The organism is Brevundimonas sp. (assembly GCF_035627055.1).
In the GTDB taxonomy this organism is placed as follows: Bacteria; Pseudomonadota; Alphaproteobacteria; order Caulobacterales; family Caulobacteraceae; genus Brevundimonas.
The window spans coordinates 272,015-287,711 of the sequence record NZ_DASPMM010000018.1 but is presented as its reverse complement, the minus strand read 5'-3'; the positions used below and the strand labels follow the sequence as shown (position 1 = coordinate 287,711).

The window sequence follows — 15,697 nt, the reverse complement described above, 5'->3', positions numbered from 1 at the left end:
GGTCTAGCCGCGCTCGCCGGGCTCCTGGCGGTATTGCTGACGGGGCGGCGCGTCATGGCGCGGACGCCGCGGCCGGTGCGGGCGCGCCGGCGGGGCCGGAGGCTCGTAGCGTGGCGGCTCGGGCAGGTAGGGCGGCGGATAGGGCGCGCGCTCGCGGCAGTCGCAGTCGCGCTCCCGGTAACGGTCGTGATCCGAATAGGCCCCGGCCTCTTCATAGGCCTCGTAGGCCCCGTACTCCTCGTAGCTTTCGTAGCTCTCGTACGACCGCGCCTCATAGCTGTCGTGGCGCTCGCTGTAGCCGTAGCGGCCGCCGCGGTCGTACCCGTAATCCTCGTGTTCGACATAGGCCCCGCAGGACGGCGGCTGGCGCCCCTCGCGGCCGAAACCGGTGACCAGATAGCCGAAGGGCGCGCTGGCGCAGGCCATCACCCGGCGGTCGATGTCGTAATAGACCGGCGCGCCCGAATAGCCGTAGGCCATGTCGCCGCCGTAGCCGCCGCCGACATAGACCGTGCCGCCGCCGAAGCCGCGGGCGCGGATCGAGCCGACGTCGTAGGCGCGGGCGTTGAAGTGCGAGGTGGCGGAGGCCTCCGCGAAGGCGCGGGCGCTGGCGTTGACGTTGATGTTCACATTGCGCGAGCCGCCGCCGTGGTTGCAGCACGGCGGGGGCGGCGGAGGCGGCGGCGCGCAGCAGGGACCGCCATGATGGCCGCCGCCTCTCGGATCCCCGGCGACGGCGGAGCCGGCCGCAAGCAGGACGAGGGCGGCGGCGGTTGCGGAAAGGGTTAACGCTCGCATGGCACGGACTCCGGAGGCTGGAGCCGTTGTAAGTCACTGGAAAGAAAAGGGTTCGGAATGCACCGAGGGGGCGAAATCGAGGCCTTGGCATTCCCCGGGCGGCGTCGAAATTAACCCTGTCCGGCCTCAGCGGTCGTAAAGGTAGACGTCGCCGCAGCCGCAATCGCGGTCGTAACGACGCGCGCGCCGGTCGCTCGACCAGCGCCGCGAGGATGGGTGCCGGTCGTCGTTGTAGCCCCAGACGTCGCGGTAGCCGGGCCGGGGACGGGGCTCGTAGCCGCCGTGGCCGTAGCCGTATGCCCGGCGGCCATGGCCGTATGCATATCGGTCGCCATAGCCGTAGCCGCGCTCAGGGCGGCGCCGGTCGTGACCGTAGTCCCGGCCGTAGCCGTAGCCGTACCGTTCGCCGTAGACCGGCGCCGGCACATAGACATAGGCCTGGTCGGAATAGCCGTCGGCCCAGCGGCCGGTGTTGACGTAGGCGCGGGTCTCGATCTCCGACAGCGGCGTCCCGCCGACGACACGGCCGTAGGGGCTGACATAGATCGGCTGGCCCCAGGTCTGGGCCGAGGCCGCGCCCGCGAGGGAGGCGACCGCCAGGGCTGCGGCGACGGCGAGGGGGCGGATCATGGCGGCGGACTCCTGTGCGCCAGGGTTAACGCCGTTCGTCCGCCCCGGTTCTGCCAGTGGAGTTTCCGCCGTCAGAAATCGACCGCCAGCCCCTTCTTCTCCCAATCGCCGTAGCGGGTCGGCTCGGGGCCGCGCGGGCCGCCGTGCTCGGGCGTCAACGCCGTCTTCCCGCCGCCGGCGCGGCGATCGGCCGCTTCCAGCAGGGCCCGCCGGGCGGCGTCGCTCAGCGGGCGCTCCGGGGTGGCGTGAGGCACGTCCGCGTTGAAGGCGGGCGTTTCGGATGTGGCGGCGGGGGTGTCGGAGGTGGGATGATCGGTCACAGCGGTCCTGCCTTGAGCCAAAGCCGGCGACTCCACAAGTTGGCGGTCGGCCGTTTCCGCACCAGCCCTTCGAGTTTTCACCGACGATGAACCACCTCAAGACCTTCGTCCTTCTGGCCGCCCTGACCGCCCTGTTCATGGGCATCGGCTACATGATCGGCGGCGCGACCGGCATGCTGATCGCCCTGGTCTTCGCCGCCGGCATGAACCTGTTCAGCTACTGGAACGCCGACAGGATCGTGCTGCGCATGTACCGGGCCGAACCCGTCGACGAGACCCATCCCAACGCCGTGGTGCGCACCTACGTCGCCGACGTGGTCCAGATGGCGCAGGACGCCGGCCTGCCGCGACCGACCATCGCCATCATTCGCAACCACCAGCCCAACGCCTTCGCCACCGGCCGCAATCCGGCCAACGCCGCCGTCTGCGCCACCACCGGCCTGCTCGACAGGCTGACCCGCGACGAGATCCGCGGCGTCATGGCCCACGAGCTGGCCCATGTGAAGAACCGCGACACCCTGACCATGACGGTGACCGCCACCGTCGCGGGCGCCATCGCCGCCCTGGCCAATTTCGCCCTGTTCTTCGGCGGCGGCGACGACCGCGAGCGCCCCGGCGGCCTGATCGGGACCCTGGCGCTGATGATCCTCGCGCCCATGGCCGCCGGGCTCGTTCAGATGGCCATCAGCCGCACCCGGGAGTACGAGGCCGACCGGGTGGGGGCGGAAATCGCCGGCGACCCCGCCTCCCTCGCCTCGGCCCTGCAGAAGATCGAGGGCTTGGCAAAGCAGATCGTCAACACGACGGCGGAGCGGAATCCCGCCTCCGGCCAGCTGTTCATCATCAACCCGCTGGCCGGCCGCGGCGCCGACAACCTGTTCTCAACCCACCCCGCGACGGCCAACCGCGTCCGGGCGCTGATGGATCTGGGCGCCAAGATGGGGTTGGCGCCGGGGCGGGCGAACCTCGCTGACATTCCCCCGTCGACCAGCGTGCCGAGCACGCCGTCGCACCAGCCGGGGCCGTGGGGCTGATCCCGCCCCAATCCCGCCCTTGCATCGCCGGGCGTCTGGTCCTTTAAGCGCGCGCATACGCCCGACGCCTCCCCGCGTTCGCCGAAGGACCCCTCCATGACCCTGCCAGCGCCCAGGAAAGTCGTGCTCGCCTATTCCGGCGGGCTGGACACCTCGATCATCCTCAAATGGCTGCAGACCGAATACGGCGCGGAGGTCGTGACCTTCACCGCCGATCTCGGCCAGGGCGAGGAGCTGGCCCCGGCGCGCGAGAAGGCGCTCAAGCTCGGCATCAAGGAAGAGAACATCTTCATCGACGACCTGCGCGAGGAGTTCGTGCGGGACTACGTCTTCCCGATGTTCCGCGCCAACGCCCTGTACGAGGGGCAGTATCTGCTCGGCACCTCGATCGCCCGCCCGCTGATCGCCAAGCGCCAGATCGAGATCGCCCGCATGGTCGGCGCCGACGCCGTCTGTCACGGGGCCACCGGCAAGGGCAACGACCAGGTCCGTTTCGAGCTCGGGTACTACGCGCTGGAGCCCGACATCCGCGTCGTCGCGCCGTGGCGCGAGTGGTCGTTCCGGTCGCGAGAGCACCTGCTGGACTTCGCCGAGAAGCACCAGATCCCGATCTCCAAGGACAAGCGCGGCGAGGCCCCGTTCAGCGTCGACGCCAACCTTCTTCACTCCTCGTCCGAGGGCAAGGTGCTGGAGGACCCGGCCGTCGAGGCTCCCGAATTCGTCCACCAACGGACCCTCGCCCCCGAAGACGCGCCCGATACGCCGACCGTCATCACCATCGACTTCGAACGGGGCGACGCCGTCTCGATCAACGGTGAGGCCATGTCGCCCGCGACCCTGCTGACGGCCCTGAACCAGTACGGCCATGACAACGGCATCGGCCGCCTCGACCTCGTCGAGAACCGCTTCGTCGGGATGAAGTCGCGCGGCGTCTACGAGACCCCCGGCGGGACCATCCTGCTGGCGGCGCACCGCGGCATCGAGTCGATCACCCTCGACCGCGGGGCCATGCACCTGAAGGACGAGCTGGCGGTCAAATACGCCCACCTCGTCTACAACGGCTTCTGGTTCTCGCCCGAGCGCGAGATGCTGCAGGCCGCCATCGACCATTCGCAGGCCAAGGTTACGGGCACGGTCCGGGTCAAGCTCTACAAGGGCAATGCGACGGTGATCGGCCGCGAGAGCCCGCACAGCCTCTACGACCAGGAGCTGGTCACCTTCGAGGACGGCGCCGTGGCCTACGACCAGAAGGACGCCGCCGGCTTCATCAAGCTGAACGCCCTGCGCCTGCGCGTCCTCGGCAAGCGCGATCAGCGCGGCTAGTCCCGCGCGATCCTGAGGATGGCGCCGGCGCGGTCGTCGGCGATCCAGATCGAGCCGTCGCGCGCCACCGCCATCCCGGCCGGCGAACCGCGCGGGTGGACTGCGGCGCGCGCATCCCATCCCGGCGTCAGCACCACGGCCCGGGGCGCCGGCGCCTCCGCCGGATAGGGCAGGCTGCCGCGCGGATAGAGGGCGTAGCGGGCCCGCGTGTCGGTCAGCGGCGCTCCGTCGGGTCCGGTCTCGATGGCGACGACCCGTCCCGCCGCCCGTCGGTAGCCGTGCCAGCTGACCAGCATCCGGCCGCGCAGCTCCGGGAACATCTCGCCGTCGTAGTAGAGCAGGGCCAGCGGCGCCGCGTGCGGCGGCAGCAGGGACACGGGCGCGGCGCGCTCGCCGCAACGCGCCTGCCGCGCGCTCCAGCCGGGCAGGGCGGCGCCCATGTCGGTGCAGTACGGCCAGCCGTAATCCGCGCCCGCGACCAGCCGGTTGATCTCGTCGAAAGGCCGGTCCGGGGTGGTCAGGTCGACCGAGTTCTCGGCCTGGTAGATCGCGCCCGACGCATGCCGCGCCAGCGCCACGGAGTTGCGCAGCCCGGTGGCGAACGGCGTCCATTGCGGGCTCCAGCGCCCGCCGCCGAGGTAGGGGTACCGCCGCACCATCGCCTGCTCGCCGGCCTCGGCGCATTGGCCCCGCGCATCCCGGCGCGGCGCTCCGGCGTCGTCAAGGCAGCGGTCCGACGGCGCGCCGACATTGATCAGCAGCGACCCGTCGCCGTCGAAGACGAAGCTGGACAGCGGGTGGCGGTTCTCGTGCAGCCGGTTGTCGGGCAGGCCCTCGACCACGCTCACCGCCGCCTCCGGCCGGGCGGGATCGACGGCGAAGATGCGGCTCATCTCGGCGACGTAGATGCGTCCGTCGGGTCCAGCCGCCACCGTGTGCGGCATCGATAGGCCGCGCATCAGCCGCGTCCAGCGCACCGCCCCGCCTTCGGCCCAGCTCATCCGCCACAGCGCCCCGCGCCCCGCCTCCCAGCCGCCCAGATCGGTGACCAGCCAGTCGCCGTCGGGAAGCTCCAGCAGGCCGCGCGGCATCCGCGGCCCGACTCCGCCGGCGCGCTGCCAGACCCGGCCGAGGCAGTAGCCCGGCGCCATCCGGACCCGGGTCGCCGCTCGTCCGCCGCACTCCCCGGACACGGCATAGGCCCGGCTCGCCCCCTGCGCCGACGCGGGGCCGGCGGCGGGCATGATCAGGCCGGCCAGCGCCAGCATGGTCGCCATCATTGTCCGACGGATCATCACGGCCCCCTCCCAATCGGGCGCAGGCTAGCGCGGACCGCCGCCGCCAGAAATGGTCTCGCCCTCGCCGCGGAATGGCGCCACCCTTTGCGGCACGAGCATGAGCTCCTTCGACGCACCAGGAACCCCGTCAATGTCACTCCGCATCATTCTCGCCGCCTCGGCGGCTCTCGCCTTCGCCGCGCCTGCGCTGGCCCAGGAAACCCCGGCCGCCTCGCCGGCCGCAGCGCCCGCCCCGGCCGCCGAAGCGGTCGATCCGGCCGAAGCGGCGCTCGAGGCCCGGGGCGAGGCCTTCGGCCAGAGCATGCAGGTCATGGCCGGCGAAATGCAGGCCGCCATCGCCGAAGCCGCCGGCGACCAGGCCCGCGCCAACGCCGCGCTGGACGCCATTGTGGCCCGCCACCAGCCGGAGGCCGACTCCCTCGCCGACGATCTGAACGCCTTCCTCCAGGGCCAGACGACCTCGGCCGCCACCGAGGAGGAGCGCGCCCAGGCCGCCGCGGCCATCGCCCAGGTCGTGCCGATGGTGCGGACCATTCCGACCATGGTCCGCACCCAGGTGCAGCAGGGCGCCGCCGCCGCCGCCGCGGCTCCGGCCGCTCCGGCGACGCCCCAGTAGGCGCGGACTCCAGGGCGGCGGGGCCCCGGGTCCCGCCGCCTTACCGCGATTTCACTTGAGACCGGACGGCGTTCGGCGGATTTTGCGCGGGTCCTTCAGGAGCCCCGTCATGATCAAGGCCCTTTCCCTCGCCGCCGCCCTCGCCCTGCTGCCCCTGTCCGCCTCGGTGGCCCAGGAAGCCAGGGGGTCGTCGGAGGCCGCGCTCGAGGCCGCCGCCGCCGCCTTCGAGGCGCGCATGGAGTCCTTCGGCGAACGCGCCGAGCTCATTTCCGCGGACGCCAGCCTGAGCGAGACCCAGCGCGAACTGCGCATCGCCGCCCTGTGGACCGAGTACCAACCGGACGTGACCGCCTTCACCGCCGTGGCCACCCAGCACGCCACGGGCATTGCGGCCGAGGCGCTGGCCGAGATCGACATCGACGCCATGGTCTCCGAGGCCCTGGCCAATGTCGACGTCAGCGCCGTCACCGCCGAGGCGCTGGCCGGGCTCGACATCGACGCCATCACCGCCGAGGCCCTCGCCGGGGTCGAGGCCTCGGGCGCGCTGCAGGGGGTCATCGCCGGCGCCCAGGGCATGGCCGTCAACGGCTCCTGGGCCTCGAACGATCCGGAGCACATGGCCACCTACGGCCTGGTCGCCGACTACGCCCTCGGCGAGGCCCTGGATTCGGCCGACGAGGCCCAGGTCGAGCTGGCCGTGGCGGTCGCGGAGATCGATGCCGACATGGACGTGGACGCCGACGAGGTCGAGGCCGTCGAAGCCGCTCCCGACGCCGACTGACAGTTCCGCCTTGACCGTGCCCGCGGCGGACGCGACACGGCGGCCATGTCCGGCCTGCCCGTCGATCCGTCGCTCTACCTGACCTTCCTCGGGGTCATGGGCGTGATGGCCGTGACGCCCGGCCCCGCCAACCTGTTCTCGGTCGCCAACGGGGTGCAGCGCGGCCCCGCCGGCGCCCTCGCCGGCGTCGTCGGCATGAACGCCGCCACCCTGGTCTGGTTCGCCGCCGCCGCCCTCGGGCTGGGCGCGCTGGTGATCGCCTTTCCCGAGGCGTTCCGGATCGTCTCGATCGGCGGCGCCCTCTATGTCGCCTGGCTGGGCGTCAACGCCCTGAGGGGCGCCTTCCGCACCGCCGCCGATCCCCGCGCCGCTGCGATCCGGCTCGGACGCAGCGCGCTGCTGGACGGCTTCATGGTCCAGATCGCCAATCCCAAGGCGGTGCTGTTCTTCACCGCCGTGCTGCCGCCGTTCCTCGACGTCAGCCGCCCGGCCGCCCCGCAGCTGGCCCTGTTCGCCCTCGCCACCATCGGCATGGACGTGCTGTCGATGTCCGCCTACGGTCTGGGCGGCGCGGCCTTGGCCCGGCGCATGTCCGAGCCGCGTTTCCGGCGCGCCTTCGCCCTCGCCACGGGCGGCCTGCTGCTGGCCGCTTCCGTGCTTATTGTTTCGCGTTTATAAGGGCTTGCCCGCCGGCGGAACCGCGTTGTTCATGTGCCGTTCAGCAGGAAAGGCGTCTGCTGGGCGCCCAAGGAGAATTCAGATGAAGACTCGCGTCCTCAAGCCCGTCCTGCTCGCGGTGACGGCGGCGCTGGCCCTGTCGGCCTGCGCGACGGCGACCCCCTACGGCCCGGCCGGACAGGGCAGCCGCTACGGCTATTCCGACATGCGGGTCGACGAGACCCGCTTCCGCGTCAGCTTCGCCGGCAATTCGGTGACCTCGCGCGACCAGGTCGAGATGGGCCTGCTGCTGCGCGCCGCCGAGGTGACGCTGGAGAGCGGCCACGACTGGTTCGCCACAGTCAACCGCGCCGTCGACCGCGACGTGCGCTACCAGGGCTCGCCCGACCCGTTCTACTACGACCGCTACAGCCCGTTCTGGGGCCCGTCGTGGCGCTACTACCGCCGCGGCTACTGGAGCCCGTGGCGCGATCCGTTCGGCCCGAGCATGGACATCCGCGAGATCGACCGCTTCGAGGCCACCGCCGAGATCGTGGTCGGCCACGGCGCCAAGCCCGCCGGCGACCCCAACGCCTTCGACGCCCGCGAGGTGATCCAGAACCTCGGACCGCGGATGCCGCGGCCGATGTAATCCGAGGGATCAGGCAGCAGGCAGCAGGCAACAGGGTCGACCGCGCTTGACGGCGATCCCCCTGCTCTGATCCTGCCTGCTGCCTGCTGCTTACCCCAACCTCGGCGCCTTCAGCCGCCGCTTGTTCGCATGCGTCTCGGGCGCCGCCCCCAGTTCCTCGGGCAACTCGCCCTTGAAGTAGAACCGCTGCCACGCCTCCTTGGCCGCGTCCGGATCGCCCGAGGCCAGCCGCCGGTTGAAGTCGGTGCGCTGGCGGTTCCAGGCCTCGAACTGCCCCTTCATCACCGGATTGGAATCGATCGAGCGGATCACCGGCTCGAAGGCCTCGGCCTTGCGGTGCTCGATCGGCGTGATGAAGCAGAACGGCTCGCCGCGCTCGAACTTGACCCGCCCCGGCCGGGTGAAGATCCAGTTCATGGTGAAGGGAAACGGCAGCCAGTCCGTCTCCACCAGCCCGGTCAGCGGCGCGATGCCGTCCTTGACGTGGTTGGGCGCGCCGGTGACCAGCAGCCCCCAGCCCGGCGGCGTGCGGAACAGATACTGCGGATGCAGGGTGATCACCCCGCGCGAGAAATGCGAGGTCACCACATGGTGCAGGTTCGGCGCGTGCCGGTCCGGCGTGATGGTGATGTCGTTCTGGCTCGGCCCGCCGTTCCACTCGGCGGTGAAGCTCAGCGGGCACAGCACCTCCCAGCCGGTGGTGTTGGCCATGGTCAGCGGCAGGCAGCGATAGGGATGGCGGCTCGGAAACGCATCCATCCAGTCGCGCGGCTGGCGCCCCGGGACGAGGTCGCACGGCTGGTCCGACATCGGGTAGCATTCCAGTTCCACGGCGGCGCTCCGGACGGTATCGAGGATGTCCCTCATCCCTAGCGGCGCCTCATGACCCAAGACAAGCCGAACGCCGACACAGCCCCCGCGCCCGCTTGGGACCGCGACCGCCTGCTGGCGTGGATGGCGGAGCAGGGCATCGCCCAGATCACGCACGACCACCCCGCCGTCTTCCGCGTCGAGGAAGGGCTGGAGCTCAAGGCCGCCATGCCCGGCGCCCACACCAAGAACCTGTTCCTCAAGGACAAGAAGGGGAAGCTCTGGCTGATCTCGGCCCGCCAGGACACGCTCATCGACCTGAAGCGCGCCGACAAATGGATCGGCTCGGCCCGCCTGTCCTTCGGAAACGAGGCCCTGCTGTGGGAAACCCTCGGCGTCCGCCCCGGTTCGGTGACGGCGCTGGGCCTGATCAACGACCCCGACCACCGCGTGACCTTCGTCCTCGACAAGGCCCTGTGGGACGCCGACATCGTCAACTTCCACCCCCTGACCAACACGGCCACGACGGCGCTGACGCAAGTTGACTTCCGGCGGTTCCTGGCGCGGATCGGGCGCGAGCCGGTGGTGGTCGATTTCTCGACACTATCCTGAAGCCCCATACCGCGAAGCTTTGGGGAGCGGAGAGTGAAACAGTTGATCGGACCCGCTTGGATGGCGGGCGGCGTTGTTCTCGGCGCGCTGGTGACAACGATCCTGCTCGGCGCCGTTCCATTGCCGGTCGGGCCTAAACATTCGCCGCTGCTGCAGCGCCTGCCCACGTCAGTCCTTGCGCGGGTGCTGATCGCCCGTGAAGCCCGGATGATCGTGGCCGATAAACGAGATTCCCACGGCTTGTGGGACGGCGCTTCGTTGTACGGGCGCCCAGATGCCGCGAGCGCATCGCTGTGCCGGGTGCGCGTCTACTCGTTCGACAACTACAGCCGAATGCGGGACCGCGAGAGCGGCGTTCCGGCGGAGGTAAGGGACTCGTACGGAATCTGGGCCGATCCCGCCGACGAGTCGAACCGGGCGGCCGGATCTCAATACGCAGGCTGCGCGGCTTACAGGGATTTCGATCACCTGATAGGGGGCGAGGCGCATGAGATAATACCGGCTATTGAACTGGCCGCGCTTGCTCGTGACGCAGCCCGGAAGGAGCGGGTGACCTTCAACCTCTCGTGCATGAGCCGACGCGACGATCGGAAGGGAGCGCCTTGTGACGGCTCCGCCTATCTTCGTTCGCTGGATCTGAAGAAGATTCAGTGGGTCGAGTTCATCGGGGATTCGGTACTGAATTCACCCCGTCAATTTCGAATCACCATTCAAGACGGCGACATCCATGGTCACCCCCTGATCACCCTTCTCACGATCACGAGCCGGCCAAACGAAAGGCGGAGGGACCCGGGCCTTTCATCTGTCGCGCTGGAGCAGGATGCGTACTGATGGTCTGACGCGAGGACTGGGACTGGCTGACTTTCTCCAGCGCCTCATGCTAGAGCCCCCGCGTCTCCCCGACCCCCACGCCAGCATACGGATCGCCGCCATGCCCGCCGCTCCCGACTTTCCCCCCGCGCCCGACCGCGTGGCGCCGAAGCGCGCGCTGATCTCGCTGAGCGACAAGACCGGGCTGGAGGCGGCGGCGCGCGCCCTGCACGACTTCGGCGTCGAACTGGTCTCGACCGGCGGCACCCGCGCCGCCATCGCCGGTTTCGGCCTGCCGGTGAAGGACGTCGCCGACCTGACCGGCTTCCCCGAGATGATGGACGGCCGGGTCAAGACCCTGCACCCGGTGGTGCACGGCGGCCTGCTCGGCGTGCGCGACGAGCCCTCCCACGCCGCGGCCATGACCGAGCACGGCATCGGCGGCATCGATATCGCCTGGATCGACCTCTATCCGTTCGAGGCCACCGTCGCCTCCGGCGGCGGCTTCGAGGCGGCGGTCGAGAACATCGACATCGGCGGCCCGGCCATGATCCGCTCGGCCTCCAAGAACCACGGCTACGTCGCCGTCTGCGTCGACAAGGCCGGGCTGGACGAGGTGCTGGAGGCGCTCAAGGCCGACGGCGCCACCTCGCTGGAGCTGCGCAAACGCCTCGCCGCCCGCGCCTTCGCCCGCACCGCCGCCTATGACGCCGCCGTCTCCGGCTGGTTCGCGCGGCAGGTCGGCGACGCCGCCCCGGCCCGCAAATCCATCGCCGGTTCGCTGGCCCAGACACTGCGTTATGGCGAGAACCCGCACCAGACCGGCGCCTTCTACCGCACCGGCGACGCACGGCCCGGCGTCTCCAACGCCCGTCAGCTGCAGGGCAAGGAGCTCGGCTACAACAACATCGCCGACGCCGACGCCGCCTATGAGCTGGTCGCCGAGTTCGAGGCCCCCGCCTGCGTCATCGTCAAACACGCCAACCCCTGCGGCGTGGCGGTCGGCGGCGATCTCGCCGAGGCCTACGCCCGGGCGCTGGAATGCGACGCCGTCTCGGCCTTCGGCGGCGTCATCGCCGTCAACCGCACCCTGACCGGCGCCGATGCGAAGCGGATCACCGACATCTTCACCGAGGTCGTCATCGCCCCCGGCGCCGACGAGGCGGCGCAGAGCATCTTCGCGGCCAAGAAGAACCTGCGCCTGCTGCTGACCGACGGCCTGCCCGATCCGTTGGCCGCCGGCGAGGTGTTCCGCTCCGTGGCCGGCGGCTTCCTCGTCCAGTCGCGCGACCGCAGCCGCATCGCCCCGTCGGACCTCAAGATCGTCACCCGTCGTCAGCCGACGCCGCAGGAGATCGAGGACATGCTGTTCGCCTTCACCGTGGCCAAACACGTCAAGTCGAACGCCATCGTCTATGCGAAGGACGGCCAGACCGCCGGCATCGGCGCCGGCCAGATGAACCGCCGCGACTCCGCCCGCATCGCCGCCATCCGCGCCCGCGAGGCCGGCGAGGCCAAGGACCTGGCCCATTCGCTGGCCCAGGGATCGGCCTGTGCGTCCGAAGCCTTCTTCCCCTTCGCCGACGGCCTGCTCGAAGCGGTCGCGGCCGGCGCCACCGCCGTGATCCAGCCCGGCGGCTCGATCCGCGACGAGGAAGTCATCGCCGCGGCGGACGAAGCCGGCGTCGCCATGGCCTTCACCGGCGTGCGGGTTTTCCGGCATTAGGGAGTCCGCTCCCTCTCCCCCTGCGGGAGAGGGAGACGACGCACGGCGGCGAAGCCGTCGTTCTGGCGTCGACGGGTGAGGGGTCGCACCGCCTTTTCACGACGTTCAGCGCGACCCCTCATCCGGCCTCGCTTCGCTCGCCCACCTTCTCCCGCAAGGGGAAAAGGAGAAATCCTGCTGACAATCCGCCCTCTGTCTCCAGACTTTCCGAGACAGACCCCAGTGATTCCAACGCCTTCCAAAAAACCCAGCGTCACCAACCCGCCGCAGGAGAGGACGGGCGTATACTGCCGATCGGTCGTCCCGGGTCTTTGACAATCACATCCGCCCCCATCGTCTGGCGAACGCTATGCACTCTACGAACGCTATGCACTCTGTGGACGCTACGGACGCAATTTCTGGCGTTCTACCCGGGTAAAACCCGCGCCCCCGATCCCGGCTTCCGCCGCTCCGCCCGTTCGTTATGGTGGCGCTTATGGACACCCTCTCCCAGCGCTGGGCCCGGCTCGAGCCCCACACCACCGTGGTCGGCCCCGATGATGACCGGCCCCGCCCGGCGGTGCTGCTGTTCCACGGCTGCGGCGGCCTGCGCGGCCATCTGCCCAAATACGCCGAGGTCGCCCGGCAGGCCGGCTGGCGCGCCTTCACCGTCGACTCCTACGGCATGCGCGGCTGGAGCCGGGCGTTCGCCATGGCCACCGTCTGCACCGGTCTGCTGCTGCGCGGCCACGACCGCGCCGGCGACATCCTCGCGACCCTGCACGGCGTGTCGCAGCGGCCCGACGTCGACGCCTCGAAGATCGCCCTGGCCGGCTGGAGCCACGGCGGCTGGGGCATCATGGAGGCGATGAGCGCCGACCGCTCCCGGCCCGCTCTCGGCCTCGCCGATCCCGGCGCCGTCCCCCTCGACGGGGTCGTGGCTGCCTACCTCGCCTACCCCTACGTCGGCATCGCCGCCTTCAACCGCATGCGCCCGTGGCGGCGCTGCCCGAAGACCCTCGCGGTCATCGCCCGCTCCGATCACCTGACCACGGTCCGCAACGCGGAGCGCGTCCACGCCATGGTCCGCAACTGCGGCGCCGAGGTCGAGACCTGGGTCGCCGACGGCACCCACAGCTTCGACGAGCCGATGACCGCCCCGCCGATGCGCTACGACCCGGGGCTCAGCGACGAGGCCCTGCGCCGCTTCGGAGCCCTGCTGGACGACGTGGCGGTCGCGCCCGCCGCCTGATTGGTCTAGAGCGAAATCGGTCGAGTTGGACGCAGTCCAACTCGGCTCAGATTTCGCTCCAGCATTGAGTCTGGACCATTTTTTGGATTCAGGTCGATTCGACCTGAAGCAAAAATGGTCTAGGGACCGCGCCATGACGACCCTCCTCTACGGCCGCCCGCCCGCGGTGTTCGATCCGCCCGACGACGCCCTCCAGACCTCGCCCCTGATCCCCGGCTCGACCGCGCTGGAGTCCGTGCCCGAAGGCTCGGCCGACGCCGCCATGATCTACGCCCCGCCCGGCGTGCTGGAGCGGCGTTACACCCTGGCGCTGGCCCTGAAGGCGCTGAAGCCGGGCGGCCGCCTCGACGTCATGGCCCCCAAGGACAAGGGCGGCTCCCGCCTCAAGAAGGAGCTCCAGGCCTTCGGTCTCGAGATCGGCGAAAGCGCCAAGGCCCACCACCGCCGCTGCGTGGTGATCAGGCCGGACGCGGTCGACGGGCTGGACGAGGCCATCGCCGCCGGCGCGCCCCGCCTCGTCCCCGGCCTCGACGCCTGGTCCCAGCCCGGCGTCTTCGCCTGGGATCGGGTCGACGCCGGCACCCTTCTGCTGGCCCAGTCCCTGCCGCCGCTGAAGGGCGCCGGCGCCGACCTCGGCTGCGGTTACGGGGCGCTGGCCACGGTGGTGCTGCGCTCCCCGGCGGTGACCTCGCTGCGCCTCATCGACCTCGACCGCCGCGCCGTCGAGGCCGCCCGCCGCAACGTCGACGACCCCCGCGCGAACTTCGACTGGGCTGACGCCCGCACCGTCGAGGCCGCCGCCGACCTCGACTTCGTGGTCATGAATCCGCCCTTCCACGACGGCGGCGCCGAGGACCGCCGCCTCGGCCAGGCCTTCATCCGCCAGGCCGCGGCCCTGCTGAAGAAGGGCGGCGTCCTCTGGCTCGTCGCCAACCGCCACCTGCCCTATGAGGCCGACATCACCGCCGCCTTCAAACGCTCGCAACCCGTCGCCGACAAGGGCGGCTACAAGGTCATCGAGGCGGTGAAGTGAAGACGCCCACGGCCCGCGTCGACAAGCTCCTCGGCTCCATGGGCTACGGCTCGCGCAGCGAGATGGCCCGCCTTGGCAAGGCCGGCGGCATCGTCCTCGACGGCGCGGACCTGACCGACGTGTCGAAACGCATCCCCGTCACCCCCGACCTGCCGTCGCGCATGCAGATCGATGGCGAGCCGCTCGACCCCCCGCCCGGCCTCGTCCTGATGCTGCACAAGCCGCTCGGCATGACCTGTTCGCACAAGGAGGACGGCGCTCTCGTCTACGACGTCCTGCCCGACCGCTGGCGCCGCCGCGACCCCGCCATCTCGACCATCGGCCGCCTCGACAAGCAGACCACCGGCCTGCTCCTGCTCACCGACGACGGCGACCTGCTCCATCGGGTGATCAGCCCCAAACGCCACGTCGCCAAGGTCTATCGCGCCGGCCTCGCCCGCCCGCTGGCCGGAACGGAGGCTGACCTGTTCGCCGCCGGCGGCCTCGTGCTCGAAGGCGAGGACAAGCCGCTGGCGCCCGCCGCGCTGGAGGTGCTGTCCTCCACCGAGGCCCGCCTGACCGTCACCGAGGGCCGCTACCACATGGTCCGCCGCATGTTCGCCGCCGTCGGCAATCACGTCGAAACCCTGCACCGCGAGCGCATCGGCGGCCTGTCCCTGCCCGACGACCTGGCCCCCGGCGAATGGCGGCTGCTGGATCAGGCCGGCGTCGACGCCATATTCGCCCCATGACCCTCGCCAAGATCTGCGGCCTCACCACGCCTGAGACGCTCGACGCGGCGCTCGCCGGCGGCGCGGCCTTCGTCGGCGCCGTGATCTTCCCCAGGAGCCCGCGCCACATCGACCCGCTGCACGCCGCTGCGCTGTTCGAACGGGCCCGCGGCAGGGCGAAGATCGTCGCTGTCACCGTCGATGCCGATGACGCCCTGCTGACCGAAATCGCCCTGATCCTCAAGCCGGACCTGATCCAGCTGCACGGCTCCGAAACCCCCGCCCGGGCGGAACATATCCGCACCCTGACCGGAGCCGGGATCATCAAGGCCCTGCCGATCCGCGTGCACGAGGACTTCGCCGAAGCCGAGGCCTGGGAGCCGTTCGCCGATCACCTGATGTTCGACGCCAAACCGCCCGAGGGCTCCGACCTGCCCGGCGGCGTCGGCGCCCGCTTTGACTGGACGCTGCTGGCCGACCGCGCCTTCCGCCGCCCGTGGTTCGTGGCGGGCGGACTGACGCCGGAGAATGTCGCCGAGGCCCTCCGCATCTCCGGCGCGCCCGCCGTCGACGTCTCCTCTGGCGTGGAAACCGCCCCGGGTGTTAAGGAGCCTGCCCTGATCGCGGCGTTCCTCGATGCGGCGCGCTCGGCCTGA

18 protein-coding genes are annotated in these 15,697 nt (G+C 70.7%); 13 read left to right on the top strand and 5 right to left on the bottom strand.

What is annotated here, in order from left to right:
* Window positions 1–3: 3 nt before the first annotated feature.
* The 3 genes from VEA98_RS09665 to VEA98_RS09655 form a co-directional block, all read right to left on the bottom strand.
* On the bottom strand, window positions 4–798 hold the full coding sequence (locus VEA98_RS09665) for a hypothetical protein (protein WP_324813520.1): 795 nt from the start codon (window positions 796–798) through the stop codon (window positions 4–6).
* Window positions 799–924: 126 nt separating this feature from the next.
* Window positions 925–1,428 carry a hypothetical protein gene (locus tag VEA98_RS09660; RefSeq protein WP_324813518.1) on the bottom strand — a complete coding sequence of 168 codons (504 nt, stop codon included), beginning with the start codon at window positions 1,426–1,428 and terminating at the stop codon, window positions 925–927.
* 71 nt (window positions 1,429–1,499) lie between these two features.
* Window positions 1,500–1,748: a succinate dehydrogenase assembly factor 4 gene (locus VEA98_RS09655; RefSeq protein WP_324813516.1), complete on the bottom strand. Its 249-nt coding sequence runs from the start codon at window positions 1,746–1,748 to the stop codon at window positions 1,500–1,502.
* Between the two features lie 86 nt (window positions 1,749–1,834).
* Here VEA98_RS09655 and htpX point away from each other — a divergent pair, with 86 nt between their 5' ends.
* Window positions 1,835–2,782 carry a zinc metalloprotease HtpX gene (htpX, locus tag VEA98_RS09650; protein ID WP_324813514.1) on the top strand — a complete coding sequence of 316 codons (948 nt, stop codon included), beginning with the start codon at window positions 1,835–1,837 and terminating at the stop codon, window positions 2,780–2,782.
* A 96-nt stretch (window positions 2,783–2,878) separates the two neighbouring features.
* A complete protein-coding gene (locus tag VEA98_RS09645; RefSeq protein WP_324813511.1) occupies window positions 2,879–4,105 on the top strand; it encodes an argininosuccinate synthase in 1,227 nt (408 codons plus the stop codon).
* On the opposite strand, the gene VEA98_RS09640 is transcribed toward VEA98_RS09645, so the two are convergent.
* Complete coding sequence (locus tag VEA98_RS09640) at window positions 4,102–5,400, bottom strand: PQQ-dependent sugar dehydrogenase (protein ID WP_324813509.1); 1,299 nt, start codon at window positions 5,398–5,400, stop codon at window positions 4,102–4,104. The two genes, VEA98_RS09645 and VEA98_RS09640, sit on opposite strands and share 4 nt — an antisense overlap.
* A 133-nt stretch (window positions 5,401–5,533) precedes the next feature.
* On the opposite strand from VEA98_RS09640, the gene VEA98_RS09635 reads away from it, so the two are divergent.
* The 4 genes from VEA98_RS09635 (at window position 5,534) to VEA98_RS09620 (ending at window position 8,109) form a co-directional block, all read left to right on the top strand.
* Window positions 5,534–6,019, top strand: a complete 486-nt coding sequence (locus VEA98_RS09635) for a translation initiation factor IF-2 (RefSeq protein WP_324813507.1) — start codon at window positions 5,534–5,536, stop codon at window positions 6,017–6,019.
* A 109-nt stretch (window positions 6,020–6,128) separates the two neighbouring features.
* Window positions 6,129–6,800, top strand: a complete 672-nt coding sequence (locus tag VEA98_RS09630; RefSeq protein ID WP_324813505.1) for a hypothetical protein — start codon at window positions 6,129–6,131, stop codon at window positions 6,798–6,800.
* A gap of 45 nt (window positions 6,801–6,845) precedes the next feature.
* Complete coding sequence (locus tag VEA98_RS09625; RefSeq protein ID WP_324813503.1) at window positions 6,846–7,478, top strand: LysE family translocator; 633 nt, start codon at window positions 6,846–6,848, stop codon at window positions 7,476–7,478.
* 82 nt (window positions 7,479–7,560) lie between these two features.
* The gene (locus VEA98_RS09620; protein WP_324813499.1) at window positions 7,561–8,109 is read left to right on the top strand and encodes a CC0125/CC1285 family lipoprotein; all 549 of its coding nucleotides are present in this window, start codon (window positions 7,561–7,563) and stop codon (window positions 8,107–8,109) included.
* A 90-nt stretch (window positions 8,110–8,199) separates the two neighbouring features.
* Here the strand turns inward: VEA98_RS09620 and VEA98_RS09615 are convergent, their stop codons facing one another.
* Window positions 8,200–8,940: a DUF6065 family protein gene (locus VEA98_RS09615; RefSeq protein ID WP_324813657.1), complete on the bottom strand. Its 741-nt coding sequence runs from the start codon at window positions 8,938–8,940 to the stop codon at window positions 8,200–8,202.
* A 51-nt stretch (window positions 8,941–8,991) separates the two neighbouring features.
* Here VEA98_RS09615 and VEA98_RS09610 point away from each other — a divergent pair, with 51 nt between their 5' ends.
* The 7 genes from VEA98_RS09610 (at window position 8,992) to VEA98_RS09580 (ending at window position 15,697) form a co-directional block, all read left to right on the top strand.
* Complete coding sequence (locus tag VEA98_RS09610; RefSeq protein WP_324813497.1) at window positions 8,992–9,531, top strand: prolyl-tRNA synthetase associated domain-containing protein; 540 nt, start codon at window positions 8,992–8,994, stop codon at window positions 9,529–9,531.
* A gap of 33 nt (window positions 9,532–9,564) precedes the next feature.
* Window positions 9,565–10,362 (top strand): hypothetical protein, encoded by a 798-nt coding sequence (locus VEA98_RS09605; RefSeq protein ID WP_324813495.1) that lies wholly within the window; start codon window positions 9,565–9,567, stop codon window positions 10,360–10,362.
* A 100-nt stretch (window positions 10,363–10,462) separates the two neighbouring features.
* Window positions 10,463–12,067, top strand: coding sequence for a bifunctional phosphoribosylaminoimidazolecarboxamide formyltransferase/IMP cyclohydrolase (gene purH / locus VEA98_RS09600; RefSeq protein ID WP_324813493.1), 1,605 nt, complete (start codon window positions 10,463–10,465; stop codon window positions 12,065–12,067).
* A gap of 475 nt (window positions 12,068–12,542) precedes the next feature.
* The gene (locus tag VEA98_RS09595) at window positions 12,543–13,298 is read left to right on the top strand and encodes a dienelactone hydrolase family protein (RefSeq protein WP_324813490.1); all 756 of its coding nucleotides are present in this window, start codon (window positions 12,543–12,545) and stop codon (window positions 13,296–13,298) included.
* 133 nt (window positions 13,299–13,431) lie between these two features.
* Window positions 13,432–14,331 (top strand): class I SAM-dependent methyltransferase, encoded by a 900-nt coding sequence (locus tag VEA98_RS09590; RefSeq protein ID WP_324813487.1) that lies wholly within the window; start codon window positions 13,432–13,434, stop codon window positions 14,329–14,331.
* Between the two features lie 38 nt (window positions 14,332–14,369).
* Window positions 14,370–15,062, top strand: a complete 693-nt coding sequence (locus VEA98_RS09585; RefSeq protein WP_324813655.1) for a pseudouridine synthase — start codon at window positions 14,370–14,372, stop codon at window positions 15,060–15,062.
* On the top strand, window positions 15,059–15,697 hold the full coding sequence (locus VEA98_RS09580) for a phosphoribosylanthranilate isomerase (protein ID WP_324813485.1): 639 nt from the start codon (window positions 15,059–15,061) through the stop codon (window positions 15,695–15,697). Before VEA98_RS09585 ends, VEA98_RS09580 begins: the two co-directional genes overlap by 4 nt.